We start from the raw sequence: 15,585 nt of genomic DNA on the forward strand, positions 1-15,585 counted from the left end.
TTTAATCCCCAGCAAATTAGTCCTTAATCCTGAGTCCTTAATCCTGAAAAATTACATAAATTTTAATTTATTTATTCATGAATAATCCTAAGCCCCAATAACTAGTATCAATAAATAATAAATAAAATTATGCCCAATACATTGAATGGACACTTGGACACTTGAATGGACATCCTCCAACTCAGCTACAAGACACTAATCATGATCAAGATAGTTTAAACGCCCCAAACCTAGCTAAATTTACTGATGATTGGTCTTACGCCACTAAAGAATTACTCGATAGTTGGCCTCAGGTTTGGACAAGGGGATTACTGTACTTTCTAGTAGTATTTGTTTCCATTATTTTACCCTGGTCGATGCTCTATAAGGTAGATGAAACCGGTACAGCTAGAGGACGACTTGAACCAAAGGGTAAGACTGTGAGGCTGGATGCTGCTGTAGCCGGTACCGTGGATGAAATTCAAGTTAAAGAGGGGGAAAAGGTTGAGGCTGGACAAAATTTAGTGATTTTGAAATCCGGGTTAGTCCGTACTGAATTGCAGCAAGTTAACGATAAATTAAAGGGGCAATTGAGTAGGCGATCGCAGTTATAATTACTAAAAAATCAGTTAGTGGTAGTCTTGACAACTCAGCAGCAACAAAATCAAGCCCAAGCCTTGGAAAAGCCAGCTCAAATTGACCAAGTGCGACAGACTATAATTGATCTGAGTAATTCCTATAACTTACAAAAATAATAAAAATTAGCTCAAGGAAATCAGGCCATGCAAAATCTTGAACTTAGTAAAATAGCCTCTAAGTTACTAGAGATTCGTTTAGCTAATGCCCAGGGAGAGGTGCAACGCTATCGTAAACTTTGGCAACAAGGAGTTGTGCCAGAAATTGATGTGTTAGATAAGGATGATGTGGTACAGTAAAGGCGACGGTTGTATGAACAAACAAAGTCTGATATTGAACAGGCTAAGTTACGGATTAGGGAAGAACAAAGTAGTTATGAACGGACTATGCGTCAAGCACAAGCAGATATTGAGCAAGCAAAGTTACGATTAAAAGAGCAGGAAAGGAGTTATCAGAGTTTGATTCATTCCGGTAAGTTATCAGTACTTAAAATAGAAGAACAACTGAATAATATAGAGACCAAAATTACTACCCTAAATTCAGAAATTGCTCAGAGTAAGCGTCAGATTGACTCGTTGCAGCTTCAGTTAAAGCAACGAGTCTTAGACGCACCGGTAAGTGGAATGGTATAGCGCTACGCGCAAGTCAGAAGTTAGAAGTCAGAAGTCAGAAGTAAGCTTAGACTTACGTTTCAGAGTTTAGGAGCGATGCAGAGGTGCGACCCGTGGCGAATTTAATTCTTAATGCGGAAAACGCACCATTACGGTCTTGGGGAGGCAGCGCGGTCTTGGGGGTTTCCCCCACTCGCTATTGCCGTGGTTTCCCCCACTCGCTATTGCATCAAGACAATGTCAAACACCTTAATGGGTAGTGCTATATTTCAGTTACCGATTCAAAGACCTGGTGCTGTAGTGCAGCAGGGTACTATGGTAGCAGAAATTGCCCCAGAGGATTCATCATTAATTATTCGAGCCCAGATGGCAACAACTGAAAGTGGTTATTTAAAGAAAGGAATGCCAGTCAAACTGAAGTTTGATGCCTATCCGTTTCAATAGTATGGAGTGATAGCAGGAGAGTTAGTGGAAATTTCTCCAACTACCTCTGAGGTAGCAGCCTATAACATAGAAATTGCGTTAAATCAGGATTGTCTTCCCACAGGTAAGGAGTGTATTGGGTTGCGTCCTGGAGATACAGCAACCGCTGAGGTGATTGTACGTCAGCGTCGGATTATTGATTTTATTCTCGATCCCTTTAAGAAGTTGCAGCAAGGAGGTTTGAAATTATAGGTGATTTACGGGATGTCATATCAGTCAATTCAGGGCATTATCAATTAGTGCAGTTCTCAATTGCTTGAGGTACTTTCATCCTCGGTTTTAGGGAGCAGGGAGTAGGGAATAGGGAGCAGGGAGACAGCGCCTTTATCAGGAAGTTTAACCGATTAGCGACTACATCAATAAGAATTGCTAAAACATTTATAACACCATGCTTTTTCATCCCCTATTCCCTATTTATTCCCTATTCCCTATTCCCTGCGCCCAGCACTATAACTTTCACAGTTTAAATTACTAGGATAAACACGATGTCACCAGCTATCACCATTACCAAAGACGATATTCTTGAAGAAGTCAAGCAATCTGGTAAGATTCCTGAGATTATCGAAGGAATTACTACCCGCAAGTTAATCGCAGCTGCTGCCGCTGAGGCGGGTATCACAGTAGAGACAGAAGAGCTTCAAGACGCAGCAGATAAATTCAGGATAGTTAGCCAACTCGGGAGTGCTGAGGAAACATGGGCATGGCTAGAAAAACATGGTATGACCTTAGAAGAGTTTGAAGCTATGGTATATAATGGCGCTATTTCAGGAAAGTTAGCTAAGCATTTATTTGCTGATAAAGTTGACCCCTATTTCTTTGAAAATCAGCTAGATTATGCTGGTGTGGTGATGTATGAAGTAATCATAGATGATCAAGATTTAGCGATGGAACTATTTTATGGGATTCAGGAAGGGGAGATGAGTTTCTATGATGTTGCTCATCAGTATATCCAGGATAAAGAATTACGTCGCTCTGGGGGATATCAAGGAGTAGTAACTCGTGAGCAGATCAAGCCGGAGATTTCTGCTGCTGTCTTTGCGGCTAAGCCACCGCAGGTTCTCAAACCCATTGTGACCTCTAAGGGAGTACACCTGATTTTGGTGGAGGAGATTATTGAACCCCAATTGGATGATAAGCTGCGCTCTCAAATCCTCTTAAATTTATTTTCTGAATGGACTAAGCAACAGGTTTAGCAATTTGAAGTTACCAAAAACCTTGACTTAGGTTACCAAGCTGCCTAGGTCTTGAGTGGAAACTTATACATGCAGAATTTAGAATTTAGAATTTAGAATTTAGAATTCTAATCTTGGTCTTTAAGCTTTTGAAATTAAATGCCCTCTGATGCTGATCAGGGGGCATTTTTGATGATTTATATTTCTAAGTTAAGTTCTCTGACGCGCCTTTCATCCCACCTCAAACGGAGGATGGGGGATTTCGACTGTTATAAGAAAATGCGATCGCATTCGATATCTTCCGCTACACTAGCTAATAGATCACAAACAAACCCAATGTCTCCAAGATTTGATTAGATCATTGACCAGTGTCTCCTCCCGCCCCTCTAACTCGTCTATCCCAAGGACAGCTGAACGTATTACAAACCTGTCCCCGTAAGTTCCAACACATTTACTTTGACCAGCTGGGAACACCCGTGTCTCCCGAACAACAAGAGCGTCTTACTTGGGGAAGCCGCTTTCACCTATTAATGCAACAGCGGGAACTTGGGTTACCAGTTACATCCTTAGTAGAAGAGGATACCCAACTCGACTACTGGCTGAGTGGTTTAGTCAATGCCGCACCAGAACTTTCCAACCCAGAGCCTGAAAGCTTCCGGGAAGCGGAACATTGCCGAACCCTGTATTTCCAAGGTTATCTACTTACAGTTATCTATGACTTATTGATTGCAGGGGAAGACTCGGCTCAAATTCTTGATTGGAAGACCTATCCTCAACCTAAAAATCGCGATTGGTTAGCCCAAGACTGGCAAACACGCCTGTATCTCTACGTCCTAGCAGAAACTAGCGATTATTGGCCAGAACAAATTTCCATGAGTTACTGGTTTGTCAAATCCCAACCCTGTGCCCAGAGTCTTAAATTTACCTACAATAGCGCACAACACCAGAAAACTAGGGAGGATTTGACTCAGTTGTTGACCCAGTTGGCTGGGTGGCTACAAGGGTACCAAGATCAAGGTTTAGCTTTTCCTCAAGTAGCAGCATCCCTTGGTCGATGTGGTGATTGTACCTTTGCCGTGCGTTGTCAGCGTTACGGGAATAGGCTGAGCAACGATAGTACAGAATTACTACCCGATTTAGCTGATATCCAAGAAGTTTCCCTTTGAGCTACCACCCCTGACTGGGTTTGCTCCTAGCACCAGTAAGAGTTGACGCTTAGTCGTTAAATATTAGACAAGACTAAACAAACCGACCCAGACCTGTCTAGTTATGCATTACAGACCTCACGAATTCGCCAAAATCGCTGGTGTGACTGTCCGAACCTTACAACGGTGGGATATATCGGGAAAGTTAATAGCCGATCGGACTTTAGGGAACCATAGAGTTTACACCCAAAAACACATTAATCAACTCAAAGGCTTACTCAATGACGATATTAAAAGGTCTGTGGTTGTGTATTGTCGGGTGTCATCCCCGGCTCAAAGACCCGACCTGGAAAACCAAGTGAAAGCTATGGATACCTTATCCTCCAATTAGCTGAGTACTCCGACTGTGAGATCGTCATCACCAATAATGAATCTCTGAGTCTTCAACAGGAGATGGTCGAAGATCTGATGGCGATTATTCACTGTTTCTCTTGTCGGCTCTATGGTTTGAGGCGTTACATTCAACCCATTCAAGAAAATATTGACAAAAACCTTGACAATCCGGAAAATTGCGCTAAATTAGCATCGGAAGTACAAATAATGGTCGAAATTCCCTTGAAGTTACCGTAAGAATAAAGGAGCCTTTATAGTTGGTCGGTCATGGGTAAAAGGGTTAAAACTTATTAATTAAGGCTCCTTTATTCTAAGGTTTCGTCTCATGTATGCTATCAAACGAGAACTCAAAGTTAATCACAAGCAAGCCAATTGGCTAGCTCAGTGCGCAGGATTCTCCCGATTCGTCTACAACTACGGACTAGGGATGATGAAAGCATCATGGGAGTTTGATCATGTCAAAGCTTCCGATTCTAAACGGTTGAATGCCATTAAGAAGGTGTTCACTAATGTCACCAAGAAAAGTACTGAGTTGGCTTGGTGTAACAAGTATCCAAGTCGTATTTACCAAAATGCATTCCGGAACTTAGCTAAAGCTTTGAGTCGTTGGCGCGACCCTAAGCTTAAAGCTCAGATGCCAAAATTTAAGACAAAGCGTCATCAATGCAGTTTCACCGTTGATGACTGCAACGGTAAGCGACTGTTGTTTGCCGGGAAACAAATCAATATCCCTACCTTGGGATGGTTCAGATTAAAGGAGGGGATCCCTTACAACTGTATTTCCCAAACATTCACGATTTCCAGAGAAGTCGGGAAGTGGTTTATATCGTTCAAAATCGATGCTTGTCCCGTTCCTGCGATCAAACACACCCAGCAGAAAGTCGGAATAGACCTCGGAGTCAAGTGCTTTGCCACATTGTCTGACCGCACCCAGATTGAAACGCCCGAATCGATAAAGAAAGCGAAAACCAAGCTATCGAAGCTACAGTGGCGCAATCGCAAAAAGGTGTTAGGCAACGGTCAGACAAAGACAAAACCAAGTCAGAACGCACTGACTTACTATGGAAGACTGAGAAAGCAACACAAGCACCTTGCAAACATTAGAGAGGACTTTTTGCAAAAGGAAACCACTCGATTAGCTCAGACTTATCAAGAAATTTTGATTGAAGACTTGAACGTGTTGGGAATGTTGGCTAATCATAAACTAGCGGAGGCCATCTCCTTGTTGGGATTCTACCGATTCAGAGAGTTGCTGACTTACAAGCAAGAATTCCATGGATTCAAGCTGACCCTAGTAGATAGGTGGTTTCCATCATCAAAGACTTGCCACAAATGCGGACATAAACAGAATATGCCATTGAAGGAAAGGGTGTATATTTGTGGAGGTTGTGGAAATCTTGAAGACCGGGATCTCAACGCGGCAATCAACATAGAGCGTTGGGAAGCTCGGTAGGGGCTCTCACTGTCGATGGCAATCGATCAAACGCCTGTGGAGTGGAAGAAGCCGACTTCCCACGTAGAACAAAACGAAGCAGGAATTGAACTTCAGACCGAATGTCTAGGTTTGTGTAAGATTCATGATGCAGTTAAGCAGAGATCCCCGGGGGAACCTCTGCTGTAGCTAGTGCGCTAACCAGCCCATAGGCTACAAAGTCTGGTCGAACTAGATTTAACCAGGCTCAGTGCCGCTGGCTTCTTTGCGTTTCCTAAGGTTATAATAACACAAAATCTCTAAATAACACAAAAAACTTAAAATACCTATTGAATCGTTTAACCCTTAGTAGGATAATTGGGAGGTCAAAGTTGTCAAAAGATGTGTCAGAAGAAAAACAAGTTAGCTACAAACTATTTTTGCCTGAATCCTTACGGGCAAAATTCAAATCTATGTGCGCTCTCAAGGGAGTCACTATGAATCATATCTTATTGGAGTTGATCGAAGAATGGATAGAGGAAAATAAAGCTGCTTCATCCCCTAAGCAGAAGAAGAGTTAATCGGCTGATATAGGTTGATCACTGCTGAATGCGGAATGGTAAGAACTAAGTGCTGAGTTATTTCGTAAGTATTCAGCTATCAGCGTGTCGCGTATCAGCTTTTGAATAAAACAGCTAAGCATTGGAATAATGCTGAGTTACGTTAGCTGACGGCACCTCAAGTAGCGTGGCCAAGAGCTGACGGCCAAGGGCTGACGGCCAAGGGCTGACGGCCAAGGGCTGACGGCTGAATGCTTATGTTATTTCTAACCAGCTTATAGTCTGTTATGATAGCGCTGCTCTTCCTGAGGGTCACACCAATAGATAGATTTTCATGGCGCACCGTGTGCGCCTTTAAGCCTGTAGTCGAGGCTAAAGACTAATAAGTAATGACTAAGTAACGACTAATTAATGCGATTGGCCGTTGGCCACGCTACGCGAACGCTAATGAAAGACAATGATAAATTATTTGAGGAACTGAAGAATCAAGCCCTTGATTCAGACCATGAGCAAGGGTTGATAGCCCTTGGTGAGGAATTGCTCAAAGAGTTTGATAGCGGTTCATCACAAGGGGTCACTGATATGGCTCGTTATCGGTTGGAAAAACATCGAAGTGCTTACAAAAAAGCGTACAATAAACTGATGGCTACCATTGGTCTATAGCATTTACATTTGAGTTGTGAACAGACTCGCGCTTGGGAAAGGCAAGAGGCAATAGGCAACAGGCAACAGGCAACAGGCAAGAGGCAATAGGCAACAGGCAATAGGCAACAGGCAATAGGCAACAGGCAAGAGTTAATCAATTATTATATTATAGGACTTTTTGGGAATATAAAAAACTGTAATATATTTTAACAATTCTTTTGTCAAGGCTATATGAAGAGGGTCTATGGAAAACTATCGACTGGTATCAGTCAAGATCAAGGGGTTTAGAGGCTTTCCTGAACAAGCCGGAGAACGGGAATTTCGCTTTGATCAAGCCTGCACATTAATTGTAGGAACTCAGGGGGGAGGAAAAAGTAGTACCCTAAATGCGATTGAGTGGTGTCTATTTGGCAAAGATGTCGCTAATAAAAGTGCTACTAAAATTGAAGAGCGAAAGAATTGGTTAGTGAAAAACCAATCTTCAAGGGAGACTACTGTCGAAGTTATCTTTGAAGGCAATGAGGAAATACTGAAGGTATATCGGAGTGACCGCAAACGTCGTGGTAATCCCAAGTTTTACTATCAGATTAATAATGGTTTGTGTCATGAAGATGAAGCTGATTTGCGGGTGCTACTGGGTGTAGAATTGTCTGACTACATGAGTTGTGTCTACCTGCATCAAGAAACTATCAGTGCGCTACTGATTCAGGAACCAAAAGAGCGCAAAAATGCTCTGGATCGCCTCATGGGTTTGACGAATTGGCGCAATCTATTGGATGGAATTAAGCGAGCTAAAGCCCAGGAAGAGTTTAAGAAAATTGATCAAGAGTTTGGTCAGATTATCAGCAAAATTGAGACAGCAAAAGCGATTAAGGAAAATGACTTAGGTCTAGCGGAAGAAGAAGCAATTTTTCATGATATTCCCCTGAGCCAACTATCCCTCAATGGAGCAAAAGCTATTTGCCAAGGGGTTGAAAATGCAGTTGAGAATTTTGCCAAAGACTATGGATTGCTGGTGCCGTCTTTACCAAAATACCAAGCTACTGATGATTTGGAACGATTTGTGGATGGTGGTAAAGAAGCGATTAAGGAATTACGTAACGCGCAGCCCGACTGGGAACGGCGGAAAGAATTGCTGAATCAGCAAAGTGAATTAAATCGTTTGAAAGCTAACGTTGAGACCAAGGTGATGGAACTCAACCAAAAAGAAAACGAAATTCAGCAAGTCGAAGCTCAATACGGAACGCTAACCGAAATTTTGGCAAAAAAAAATCAAGTTGAACAAGAAGAGTTACCGGCAAAGCAAGGGAGTCTAAACAATATCAACAATCGTGCCGGTATCATTATCCAAACCATAAAATTTCTGAAGTCAGTACAGGAAGATAAAGCCCAAAACTGTCCCGTTTGCTCTACACCAATTAATCCAGTTCAGTTGCGTCAGGAATTAGAATCCTGGCAGCAAGACATTAAGTTACAGCTAAAACCGATTCAGAAGGAGATTCGAGAATTAGAAACAGGAGTAGAGGAGTTACAGAGACTGATTAAAACCTTGGAGGGGTTGCAACGGGAACGATTAGATAAGGATAAGGGATTACAACAAGCAAAAAATGCGATCGCAGTAGCTTTAGAAACAGAAATTAATGACTCTGCTCAGGCTCTGGCTCTGCTCAATCAAGCCATTACTGACGTAGATCAAGAATTAGCCAGAATTCGCACCGCAGTTGAGCAAAGTAATCAGCGTATCGATAGCATTGATCAAGACTTGGAAAACATTAAACGGATTATTACTGTCCTGCGTTATCGCCAAGAGGTAGATAATTTGTTTTCGATTCAAGATTGCCCTGACTATAAAGAAGTTGAAGCAGCAAAAGCTGACTTGGAAGCGTTTTGTGACCGATTGTTGACTATTGGTGAAGCTGTACAGGAAGTGCTAGGAAACTCAGCTAAAGAAAAAATCGATGCTACCAGAGCAGCAATTTCTAGTATCTATCGTCAGCTCGCCCATCGCAGTGACTTTCCAGATATTGAGATTGACCCAGAAAAATATGAAGTGATGGCGGTGGGATATGGAGAGTCAGAAGTTGCCTTACGACTGTTGAACAAGGGTGATATTAATTGTGCTGCTTTGAGTATATTTCTAGCCCTAGCAACCTCAGAGCAATTGACTCATAATATCGGTTTCATGGTGCTAGATGACCCCTCGCAAAATCTAGATCCAGTCCATAAAGAACGGTTGGCTCAAGTGTTGGATCAGGTATTGGAGAAAAAGCAATTGATTATTGCGACTTCAGAAGATGATTTCGTCGAGCAGCTGAGTTTCAAGTTAACTAAGCCCAACAAACTCTACCGATTGGGACAGTGGACACCAACTCGTGGACCAACTATCGAGGATAATGGGTAATAGAATGTAGAATTGAGAATGTAGAATTGAGAATTGAGAATGTAGAATTGAGAATTGAGAATGTAGAATTGAGGATTGAGAATGTAGAATTGAGGATTGAGAATGTAGAATTGAAAATTGATAATTGAGAATTCACCATTCTGCCTTCTTAATTCTTCATTCTTCATTCTTAATTCTTCATTCTTCATTCTTCATTCTTAATTCTTCATTCTTAATTCTTCATTCTTCATTCTTCATTCTTCATTCTTCATTCTTCATTCTTAATTCTTCATTCTTCATTCTTCATTCTTCATTCTTCATTCTTCATTCTTCATTCTTAATTCTTCATTCTTCATTCTTCATTCTTCATATGGATGCATCAACATTCAATCATTTAACGAATATTCAACAACACCTTAATAGTCGCTCTAGAAAAGATAATGGGTTTGGCAAAACTTGCCAGATTTTCCTGGCGATTACCTTCTGTCGCTTGGGTTTTCAGGTAGAAAACTATTCCTCTCAAGGTGTAGATATCGATAGTTGGAATCACCCCTACTTTCCTAATTTTTCCATTGAAGTGAAGACCACCACAAAACATACGGTGACACTAGGACAGAAGGATGTGGATGGCTTGAAGAAAAAAGCGAGAGAAGGATATGAACCTATCTTTGCGGTTTTGAGATTAGAGTTATTGTCCAATTGGATTATCGCCAAAGCCAAGGGAATTAAGGCAGGTAATCATCCTGTAGGGAGACTACAAACCTCAGTCAGGGCAATGCCGGAACTGCAAGATCAGGTGAATCAGGAATTCCCTAGGGTTGTTAATGACTATGGCGCTAGAGTATTAAGTATTCCAGCTGAGGAAGTTCTCACTGATTTGGATAAGTATTTGGATAGGGAGAGACAAAAAGTATTACCAAAAGAAAGTGTTATGGGACTGCGGGCAAGGTATAGGTTTTAGGGTTAGGGTATACTTTCTCCCCTAAGCATTCAGCTGATAGCTGACCACTTAGGGCTGAATGCTTAGGGTTGCAGCACACAATAGCCTTCAACCGTTCTACCCTTCAATTGGACTCACTGATCAACAACTGAGCAGGCAATCGCTGAAAGGAAAGCCGTTCATTGTTCACGTCCACAAAGATAGTGTCCCCATCATTAAATTCACTCCTGAGAATTCCCTTCGCAATGGGAGTTTCTAACTCCCGCTGAATAGCTCGCTTCAGGGGTCGTGCTCCGAAAACCGGGTCATACCCTAATTCCGCCAAAAAGTCAAGAGCTGCATCGGAGAGTTTTAGGGACATCTTGCGGTCTGCTAACCGTTGCTCTAAGCGCAGGGTTTGCAGCTGGACAATATTGCGCAACTGATGTTTTTGCAAGGTATGGAAAATAATCACCTCATCAATCCGATTGAGGAATTCGGGACGGAAACTAGAACGCATCGCGTCCATGACCCGACTCCGCATTTCCTCATACTTGGAGTCATCCCCAGCTACATCCAGAATATACTGGGAGCCAATATTGCTAGTCATGATAATAACGCTATTCTTGAAATCTACGGTATGCCCTTGAGCATCAGTCACTCGACCATCATCAAGGATTTGCAGCATGACATTAAAGACATCCGGGTGTGCTTTTTCGATTTCGTCAAATAGAATTACGGCATAGGGACGTCTACGGATAGCTTCGGTTAACTGACCTCCTTCTTCGTAACCCACATAGCCTGGAGGAGCACCAATCAGTCGGGAAACGGTATGCTTTTCCATATACTCAGACATATCGATTCGCACCATAGCCTCTTCGGTGTCAAACAGATAGGCTGCTAAGGCTTTTGCCAATTCTGTCTTACCCACACCGGTAGGACCGAGGAAAATAAAGCTAGCGGTGGGACGATTGGGGTCAGCTAATCCCGCACGCGATCGCTGAATAGCATCGGCAACAGCAGTAACGGCTTCCTCTTGACCAATCACCCGCTTGTGTAGTTCTTCTTCCAGGTGCAGTAGCTTCTCTTTCTGAGACTCAACCAGCTTACTAATGGGAATTCCAGTCCACTTAGAGATAATTTCCGCAATGTCAGCTTCTGTAACTTCTTCCCGCAGCAGGGATTTACTACTGGTTTGGTTCTCGGCTAGCTGTTGCTCAACGGCTGCCAGGGATTTTTGCAACTCGGCTAACTTGCCGTATTTTAACTTAGCGGCTCGGTTGAGGTCATAATCCCGTTCTGCCTGTTGAATTTCTACGTTAACTCGATCAATCTCTTCCTTAATCCCCTGAATCCGGTCAATCACATCTTTTTCTGATTGCCACTGGGCATTCAAAGTACGCTGTTCTTCTTTAAGATCAGCCAGTTCTTTTTCCAGTCTTTCCAGCCTTTCCATGGAGGCGAGATCAGTTTCTTTTTGTAAAGACAACCGTTCCATTTCCAGCTGGATAATTTTGCGGTCAATTTCATCGAGTTCTTCTGGCTTGGAAGTAATTTCCATTTTTAGCCGTGCTGCTGCTTCATCCATTAAGTCAATGGCTTTGTCTGGTAAAAAGCGATCGCTAATATACCGAGTAGACAAAGTAGCTGCTGCCACTAAAGCACTATCGGCAATTTTTACCCCATGGTGAACTTCATACCGTTCTTTAAGACCTCGTAGAATCGAGATAGTATCAGCTACACTAGGCTGGTCAACATAGACCTGCTGGAAGCGTCTTTCGAGTGCTGCATCTTTTTCAATGTACTTGCGGTACTCATCGAGAGTAGTAGCACCGATACAGCGCAATTCACCCCGTGATAACATTGGTTTGAGCAAATTTCCCGCATCCATTGCTCCTTGAGAAGCACCAGCACCGACAACGGTATGGATTTCATCAATGAACAGGATAATTTTGCCTTGGGAATCGGTCACTTCTTTTAGTACCGCTTTCAGGCGTTCTTCAAACTCTCCCCGAAACTTAGCCCCAGCAATCAATGCGCCCATATCCAGAGCAATCAATTGTCGGTCTTTGAGGGATTGAGGCACATCACCAGCTATAATCCGTTGTGCCAAGCCTTCAGCAATAGCAGTTTTCCCAACACCAGGTTCCCCCATCAGCACTGGGTTATTTTTAGTACGGCGCGAGAGAATTTGAATCGTGCGCCGAATTTCATCATCTCGCCCAATAACTGGGTCAAGCTTTCCCTCCCGCGCCGCCTCTGTCAGATCACGTCCATATTTTTCCAGTGCTTGGTATTTGCCCTCTGGATTTTGGTCGGTCACTTTCTGATTCCCTCGAATGTCAGCAATGGTAAGTTTAAGCCTATTTTCATCTAGTTTAAACTCCTGGAATAATGACTTACCAAAGCGGTCATCTTTCAGATAACCGAGGATCAGATGCTCAATGGAGATATAATCGTCCTGGTATTCTTTACGATAGGACTCTGCTCGGTCTAGCAAGCTATTCATGCTGCGTCCTAGGTAAACCGAGTCGCTATTACCAGAAACCTTAGGTTGCTTTTTGATAAAGGATTCCGTTGCTTCCCTTACCCGTTGCACAGACACTTCCGCTTTGTTCAGAATACTGGTAGCGAGTCCATCTTGATCCAGCATCGCCTTCATCAAGTGTTCCGTTTCGATTTGTTGTTGGCGTCCGGCTTTAGCAACATCTTGGGTTTGTGCGATCGCTTCCCAGGCTTTTTCGGTAAACTGGTTAGGGTTACTTGGTTGCATCTCTAATCACTCATTCCTCTAACTGTTCACAATTCTAAAAAAACCAGTGGGATCCCATAGATCGGTCTTCACGTCTTGTGTTTGGGATATTGCCGTCCTCAAAGCCAGGTAAGCTGGTTTTCATTTAAATTCTATTGTTTTGACAGCAGGGGAGCAGGGGAGAGGGTTTGACGGTGTTTTTTCCAAGGGATGTAGCGCGGTCTTGGGGAGGCAGTGCCGACCTGCGGGGGTCTCCCCCACTCGCGGTCTGCCGTGGTTTCACCCACTCGCGCTCTGCATCAAGAGACTGAATAATAACCAATTTAAATGCGCAACACCTTAATAACCCAAGTTGCTAGTTACAAAATGCTGTTTCCAATGTGTACGAACAGATAAAAATTGATAATTGCTGCTATTAATCCTAGATGGTTAATGGTTTTAATTTCGGCGTTTGTTAATCATTCCATTATTAAGCAACACCGCTTCTTGAATTTATCTAGCTGTATCAAGTAGGTGATTGAAATCCTCACGCCAGCTATCGAAGTCAGTAAAAAAGTTGAAGCCACATACAACCTCAAGGGATCTCTCGGAAACAATATCTAGTATCCGTGATGCACGTTTACGGGTTTTGTCTTTTGGTCCAAAGGGGTTGAATTGCATACTAGACCCTGGAGGGAAGGCATAGTCACCAATAAACAAGACCAAGTCATAGATATATATCATGAAGCCCGGTGTATGTCCACCAATATAGAAAGCTTCAATGCCATGCTCGGTGAAGTCACCATAAATTTTGTTGTCAATCGGAAATTGCTCGGCAAGTGGATGCTCAGCATCGTTAACGTGCAGATAAACTTTAGCTTCCCATAAATCACGATACTGGTTGGATGCACCCATGAAATCTTTATGGGTAAAGTAGATAGCTTCTACTGGCTCCAAGTCTCGATTGAATGCTGATGGACAATCAATCCATACCGCACCACTATCCGTTTCAATGCGATAAGCAGCATGCTCCATACCAAGACGAGGCACAGAAATCAATTGTGTAACGTAGTTATTTATCTGGTGTGGGGTCACTCGATAGGTTTGCTCTGCCTCATCCCAAGTAACGAATTTGTCATGGCGTGCTCTACAGAACGGACAGACATCAGGCATTTCACCAATCATGTTATAGCCACAAACGGTACAAACCCACTGCTGATGGTTCACAGTTGAAGCCAACATTTCACCTTCATTAGCCATATTCAGAACCTCAATGTACTGATGTTGACATTAATTTGTTTTTATTTTCCTAGTATTTACAAGATTTATGCGCTTAGTTAATGAGTTTTTTTTAACAACACATTATTCTAAAATCTGTATATTATTCTAGGATTTGCAGAAATAAAACTGGGTTTAATAGTTATAAATTACCAGTTTTTTTAGAGTTTTTGATTAACCTGAATAGCAGAAGTCTTGTCCACACTTCCAACCTCGACTTTTTCAGCAACCAAGGGATTATCTCAATTTTGTTCAATCCAACAAAGCCTCAGCATGATGGCTGATATGGTCTTTTATAAAGGTGGCGATAAAATAGTAACCATGGTTATAGCCGACCTGGAGACGGAAAGTCAGGGGCTGATCTGCTTTTTCACAAGCCTTCTCAAACACCTCAGGGAGCAACTGCTGCTTCTCGTAAAATGGGTCAGCGGTGCCTTGGTCTATCAAAATTGGATGGTTATAATTTGCTGTCAGCACCAGTTCGCTGGCATCATAAGCTCGCCATTGCTCTTGGTCTGTGCCGAGGTAATTGGTAAATGCCTTCTTACCCCAGGGGCTGCGCATGGGAGCAGCAATGGGAGCAAAGGCAGAAACGGATAGGTACTGCTTAGGGTTCCTTAAGGCACAAATCAAAGCTCCATGACCGCCCATAGAATGACCAAATATACCTTGTTTCTCGACTTGAGCGGGGAAATGTTGGGCAATTACCTCCGGTAACTCGTAGACAACGTAGCTATACATTTGGTAGTGAGCTGACCAAGGTTCAAGGGTGGCATCTACGTAAAAACCGGCACCAGACCCCAAGTCCCACTCATCGTCCTCACCTGGAATGCCTGTATTGCGAGGGCTGGTATCTGGAGCGACCAGCATCAATCCATGCTTGGCAGCAAATCGCTGAGCCCCTGACTTTACCATAAAGTTCTCTTCCGTGCAAGTCAAACCTGACAGGTAATATAGAACTGGAACGGATTGCACTTTCGCCTGGGGGGGTTGGTATACGGAAAACCCCATCTCGCTCCTACAAGTCTGAGATTGATGAGTGTAAAAACCTACTGTACCGCCAAAGCAACGGTTTTCGGAGACGAGGCGAAGGTCTGTGGACATGGGGCTGGTTCAAATGGACGTACCATGAAGGCGAATGTGGCTGTCCAGCATTTTAGCGTTTCTCCAGCTATGTTTGCCGAAGCTGCACTTATCTTTATTAAACTATCGTCTAAATCAACAATTTTCAACTAACTTGCC

21 protein-coding genes and 1 pseudogene are annotated in these 15,585 nt (G+C 42.9%); 16 read left to right on the forward strand and 6 right to left on the reverse strand.

Annotated features, from left to right (window positions below):
• The first annotated feature begins 161 nt into the window (after window positions 1-161).
• The 5 genes and pseudogenes from F6K63_RS17160 to F6K63_RS37880 all read left to right on the forward strand — a co-directional run.
• The gene (locus F6K63_RS17160; RefSeq protein ID WP_008182098.1) at window positions 162-593 is read left to right on the forward strand and encodes a biotin/lipoyl-containing protein; all 432 of its coding nucleotides are present in this window, start codon (window positions 162-164) and stop codon (window positions 591-593) included.
• A 168-nt stretch (window positions 594-761) separates the two neighbouring features.
• Window positions 762-914: a hypothetical protein gene (locus tag F6K63_RS17165; protein ID WP_287312754.1), complete on the forward strand. Its 153-nt coding sequence runs from the start codon at window positions 762-764 to the stop codon at window positions 912-914.
• Window positions 915-923: 9 nt separating this feature from the next.
• A complete protein-coding gene (locus tag F6K63_RS17170; RefSeq protein WP_287312755.1) occupies window positions 924-1,247 on the forward strand; it encodes an efflux RND transporter periplasmic adaptor subunit in 324 nt (107 codons plus the stop codon).
• Window positions 1,248-1,339: 92 nt separating this feature from the next.
• The gene (locus F6K63_RS17175; protein WP_207554292.1) at window positions 1,340-1,486 is read left to right on the forward strand and encodes a hypothetical protein; all 147 of its coding nucleotides are present in this window, start codon (window positions 1,340-1,342) and stop codon (window positions 1,484-1,486) included.
• Window positions 1,487-1,490: 4 nt separating this feature from the next.
• Window positions 1,491-1,901 (forward strand): annotated as a pseudogene (locus F6K63_RS37880) (beta-barrel domain-containing protein); the annotation flags it as partial.
• A gap of 40 nt (window positions 1,902-1,941) precedes the next feature.
• Here the strand turns inward: F6K63_RS37880 and F6K63_RS17190 are convergent.
• Complete coding sequence (locus F6K63_RS17190; protein ID WP_287312757.1) at window positions 1,942-2,109, reverse strand: hypothetical protein; 168 nt, start codon at window positions 2,107-2,109, stop codon at window positions 1,942-1,944.
• An 85-nt stretch (window positions 2,110-2,194) separates the two neighbouring features.
• Between F6K63_RS17190 and F6K63_RS17195 the strand changes: the two genes are divergently transcribed.
• The 7 genes from F6K63_RS17195 (at window position 2,195) to F6K63_RS17225 (ending at window position 6,411) form a co-directional block, all read left to right on the forward strand.
• Window positions 2,195-2,902: a peptidylprolyl isomerase gene (locus F6K63_RS17195; RefSeq protein WP_287312758.1), complete on the forward strand. Its 708-nt coding sequence runs from the start codon at window positions 2,195-2,197 to the stop codon at window positions 2,900-2,902.
• Window positions 2,903-3,249: 347 nt separating this feature from the next.
• A complete protein-coding gene (locus F6K63_RS17200; protein ID WP_008182085.1) occupies window positions 3,250-4,047 on the forward strand; it encodes a PD-(D/E)XK nuclease family protein in 798 nt (265 codons plus the stop codon).
• A gap of 103 nt (window positions 4,048-4,150) precedes the next feature.
• Complete coding sequence (locus tag F6K63_RS17205) at window positions 4,151-4,417, forward strand: MerR family transcriptional regulator (RefSeq protein WP_008182083.1); 267 nt, start codon at window positions 4,151-4,153, stop codon at window positions 4,415-4,417.
• Window positions 4,418-4,479: 62 nt separating this feature from the next.
• Window positions 4,480-4,656: a hypothetical protein gene (locus tag F6K63_RS17210; protein ID WP_008182081.1), complete on the forward strand. Its 177-nt coding sequence runs from the start codon at window positions 4,480-4,482 to the stop codon at window positions 4,654-4,656.
• An 88-nt stretch (window positions 4,657-4,744) separates the two neighbouring features.
• Window positions 4,745-5,872: an RNA-guided endonuclease InsQ/TnpB family protein gene (locus F6K63_RS17215; protein ID WP_008182078.1), complete on the forward strand. Its 1,128-nt coding sequence runs from the start codon at window positions 4,745-4,747 to the stop codon at window positions 5,870-5,872.
• A 15-nt stretch (window positions 5,873-5,887) separates the two neighbouring features.
• Complete coding sequence (locus tag F6K63_RS17220; protein WP_287312759.1) at window positions 5,888-6,040, forward strand: hypothetical protein; 153 nt, start codon at window positions 5,888-5,890, stop codon at window positions 6,038-6,040.
• A gap of 182 nt (window positions 6,041-6,222) precedes the next feature.
• Window positions 6,223-6,411, forward strand: a complete 189-nt coding sequence (locus F6K63_RS17225) for a hypothetical protein (protein WP_287312760.1) — start codon at window positions 6,223-6,225, stop codon at window positions 6,409-6,411.
• A 157-nt stretch (window positions 6,412-6,568) separates the two neighbouring features.
• On the opposite strand, the gene F6K63_RS17230 is transcribed toward F6K63_RS17225, so the two are convergent.
• Window positions 6,569-6,733 carry a hypothetical protein gene (locus F6K63_RS17230; RefSeq protein WP_287312761.1) on the reverse strand — a complete coding sequence of 55 codons (165 nt, stop codon included), beginning with the start codon at window positions 6,731-6,733 and terminating at the stop codon, window positions 6,569-6,571.
• A gap of 68 nt (window positions 6,734-6,801) precedes the next feature.
• On the opposite strand from F6K63_RS17230, the gene F6K63_RS17235 reads away from it, so the two are divergent.
• Together F6K63_RS17235 and F6K63_RS17240 are read left to right on the forward strand one after the other, a co-directional pair.
• Window positions 6,802-7,053, forward strand: a complete 252-nt coding sequence (locus F6K63_RS17235) for a hypothetical protein (RefSeq protein WP_287312762.1) — start codon at window positions 6,802-6,804, stop codon at window positions 7,051-7,053.
• 226 nt (window positions 7,054-7,279) lie between these two features.
• The gene (locus F6K63_RS17240; RefSeq protein ID WP_287312763.1) at window positions 7,280-9,436 is read left to right on the forward strand and encodes an AAA family ATPase; all 2,157 of its coding nucleotides are present in this window, start codon (window positions 7,280-7,282) and stop codon (window positions 9,434-9,436) included.
• Here the strand turns inward: F6K63_RS17240 and F6K63_RS17245 are convergent.
• Window positions 9,379-9,624, reverse strand: coding sequence for a hypothetical protein (locus tag F6K63_RS17245; protein ID WP_287312764.1), 246 nt, complete (start codon window positions 9,622-9,624; stop codon window positions 9,379-9,381). The two genes, F6K63_RS17240 and F6K63_RS17245, sit on opposite strands and share 58 nt — an antisense overlap.
• A gap of 161 nt (window positions 9,625-9,785) precedes the next feature.
• Here F6K63_RS17245 and F6K63_RS17250 point away from each other — a divergent pair, with 161 nt between their 5' ends.
• Complete coding sequence (locus tag F6K63_RS17250) at window positions 9,786-10,376, forward strand: hypothetical protein (RefSeq protein WP_071103762.1); 591 nt, start codon at window positions 9,786-9,788, stop codon at window positions 10,374-10,376.
• A gap of 103 nt (window positions 10,377-10,479) precedes the next feature.
• Here F6K63_RS17250 and clpB read toward each other — a convergent pair whose 3' ends face one another.
• From clpB to fghA, 3 genes are all read right to left on the reverse strand, one after another.
• Window positions 10,480-13,107: an ATP-dependent chaperone ClpB gene (clpB, locus tag F6K63_RS17255; protein ID WP_287312765.1), complete on the reverse strand. Its 2,628-nt coding sequence runs from the start codon at window positions 13,105-13,107 to the stop codon at window positions 10,480-10,482.
• Window positions 13,108-13,578: 471 nt separating this feature from the next.
• The gene (locus F6K63_RS17260; protein WP_008182061.1) at window positions 13,579-14,325 is read right to left on the reverse strand and encodes an MBL fold metallo-hydrolase; all 747 of its coding nucleotides are present in this window, start codon (window positions 14,323-14,325) and stop codon (window positions 13,579-13,581) included.
• Between the two features lie 270 nt (window positions 14,326-14,595).
• Window positions 14,596-15,447 carry an S-formylglutathione hydrolase gene (gene fghA, locus F6K63_RS17265; protein WP_287312766.1) on the reverse strand — a complete coding sequence of 284 codons (852 nt, stop codon included), beginning with the start codon at window positions 15,445-15,447 and terminating at the stop codon, window positions 14,596-14,598.
• Here fghA and F6K63_RS17270 point away from each other — a divergent pair.
• Window positions 15,334-15,579, forward strand: coding sequence for a hypothetical protein (locus F6K63_RS17270; RefSeq protein ID WP_162278944.1), 246 nt, complete (start codon window positions 15,334-15,336; stop codon window positions 15,577-15,579). The two genes, fghA and F6K63_RS17270, sit on opposite strands and share 114 nt — an antisense overlap.
• Window positions 15,580-15,585: the final 6 nt, after the last annotated feature.

The organism is Moorena sp. SIO1G6 (assembly GCF_010672795.1).
GTDB classification, from domain to species: Bacteria; Cyanobacteriota; Cyanobacteriia; order Cyanobacteriales; family Coleofasciculaceae; genus Moorena; species Moorena producens.

Excerpts from the sequence above, each read along its gene's own strand:
- F6K63_RS17165 (WP_287312754.1), top strand. The coding sequence starts at position 762 with ATGCAAAATCTTGAACTTAGTAAAATAGCCTCTAAGTTACTAGAGATT.
- F6K63_RS17190 (WP_287312757.1), bottom strand. The coding sequence starts at position 2,109 with ATGAAAAAGCATGGTGTTATAAATGTTTTAGCAATTCTTATTGATGTA.
- F6K63_RS17195 (WP_287312758.1), top strand. The coding sequence starts at position 2,195 with ATGTCACCAGCTATCACCATTACCAAAGACGATATTCTTGAAGAAGTC.
- F6K63_RS17205 (WP_008182083.1), top strand. The coding sequence starts at position 4,151 with ATGCATTACAGACCTCACGAATTCGCCAAAATCGCTGGTGTGACTGTC.
- F6K63_RS17210 (WP_008182081.1), top strand. The coding sequence starts at position 4,480 with ATGGTCGAAGATCTGATGGCGATTATTCACTGTTTCTCTTGTCGGCTC.
- F6K63_RS17215 (WP_008182078.1), top strand. The coding sequence starts at position 4,745 with ATGTATGCTATCAAACGAGAACTCAAAGTTAATCACAAGCAAGCCAAT.
- F6K63_RS17220 (WP_287312759.1), top strand. The coding sequence starts at position 5,888 with ATGGCAATCGATCAAACGCCTGTGGAGTGGAAGAAGCCGACTTCCCAC.
- F6K63_RS17235 (WP_287312762.1), top strand. The coding sequence starts at position 6,802 with ATGCGATTGGCCGTTGGCCACGCTACGCGAACGCTAATGAAAGACAAT.
- F6K63_RS17240 (WP_287312763.1), top strand. The coding sequence starts at position 7,280 with ATGGAAAACTATCGACTGGTATCAGTCAAGATCAAGGGGTTTAGAGGC.
- F6K63_RS17245 (WP_287312764.1), bottom strand. The coding sequence starts at position 9,624 with ATGAAGAATGAAGAATTAAGAATGAAGAATGAAGAATTAAGAAGGCAG.
- F6K63_RS17250 (WP_071103762.1), top strand. The coding sequence starts at position 9,786 with ATGGATGCATCAACATTCAATCATTTAACGAATATTCAACAACACCTT.
- clpB (WP_287312765.1), bottom strand. The coding sequence starts at position 13,107 with ATGCAACCAAGTAACCCTAACCAGTTTACCGAAAAAGCCTGGGAAGCG.
- F6K63_RS17260 (WP_008182061.1), bottom strand. The coding sequence starts at position 14,325 with ATGGCTAATGAAGGTGAAATGTTGGCTTCAACTGTGAACCATCAGCAG.
- fghA (WP_287312766.1), bottom strand. The coding sequence starts at position 15,447 with ATGTCCACAGACCTTCGCCTCGTCTCCGAAAACCGTTGCTTTGGCGGT.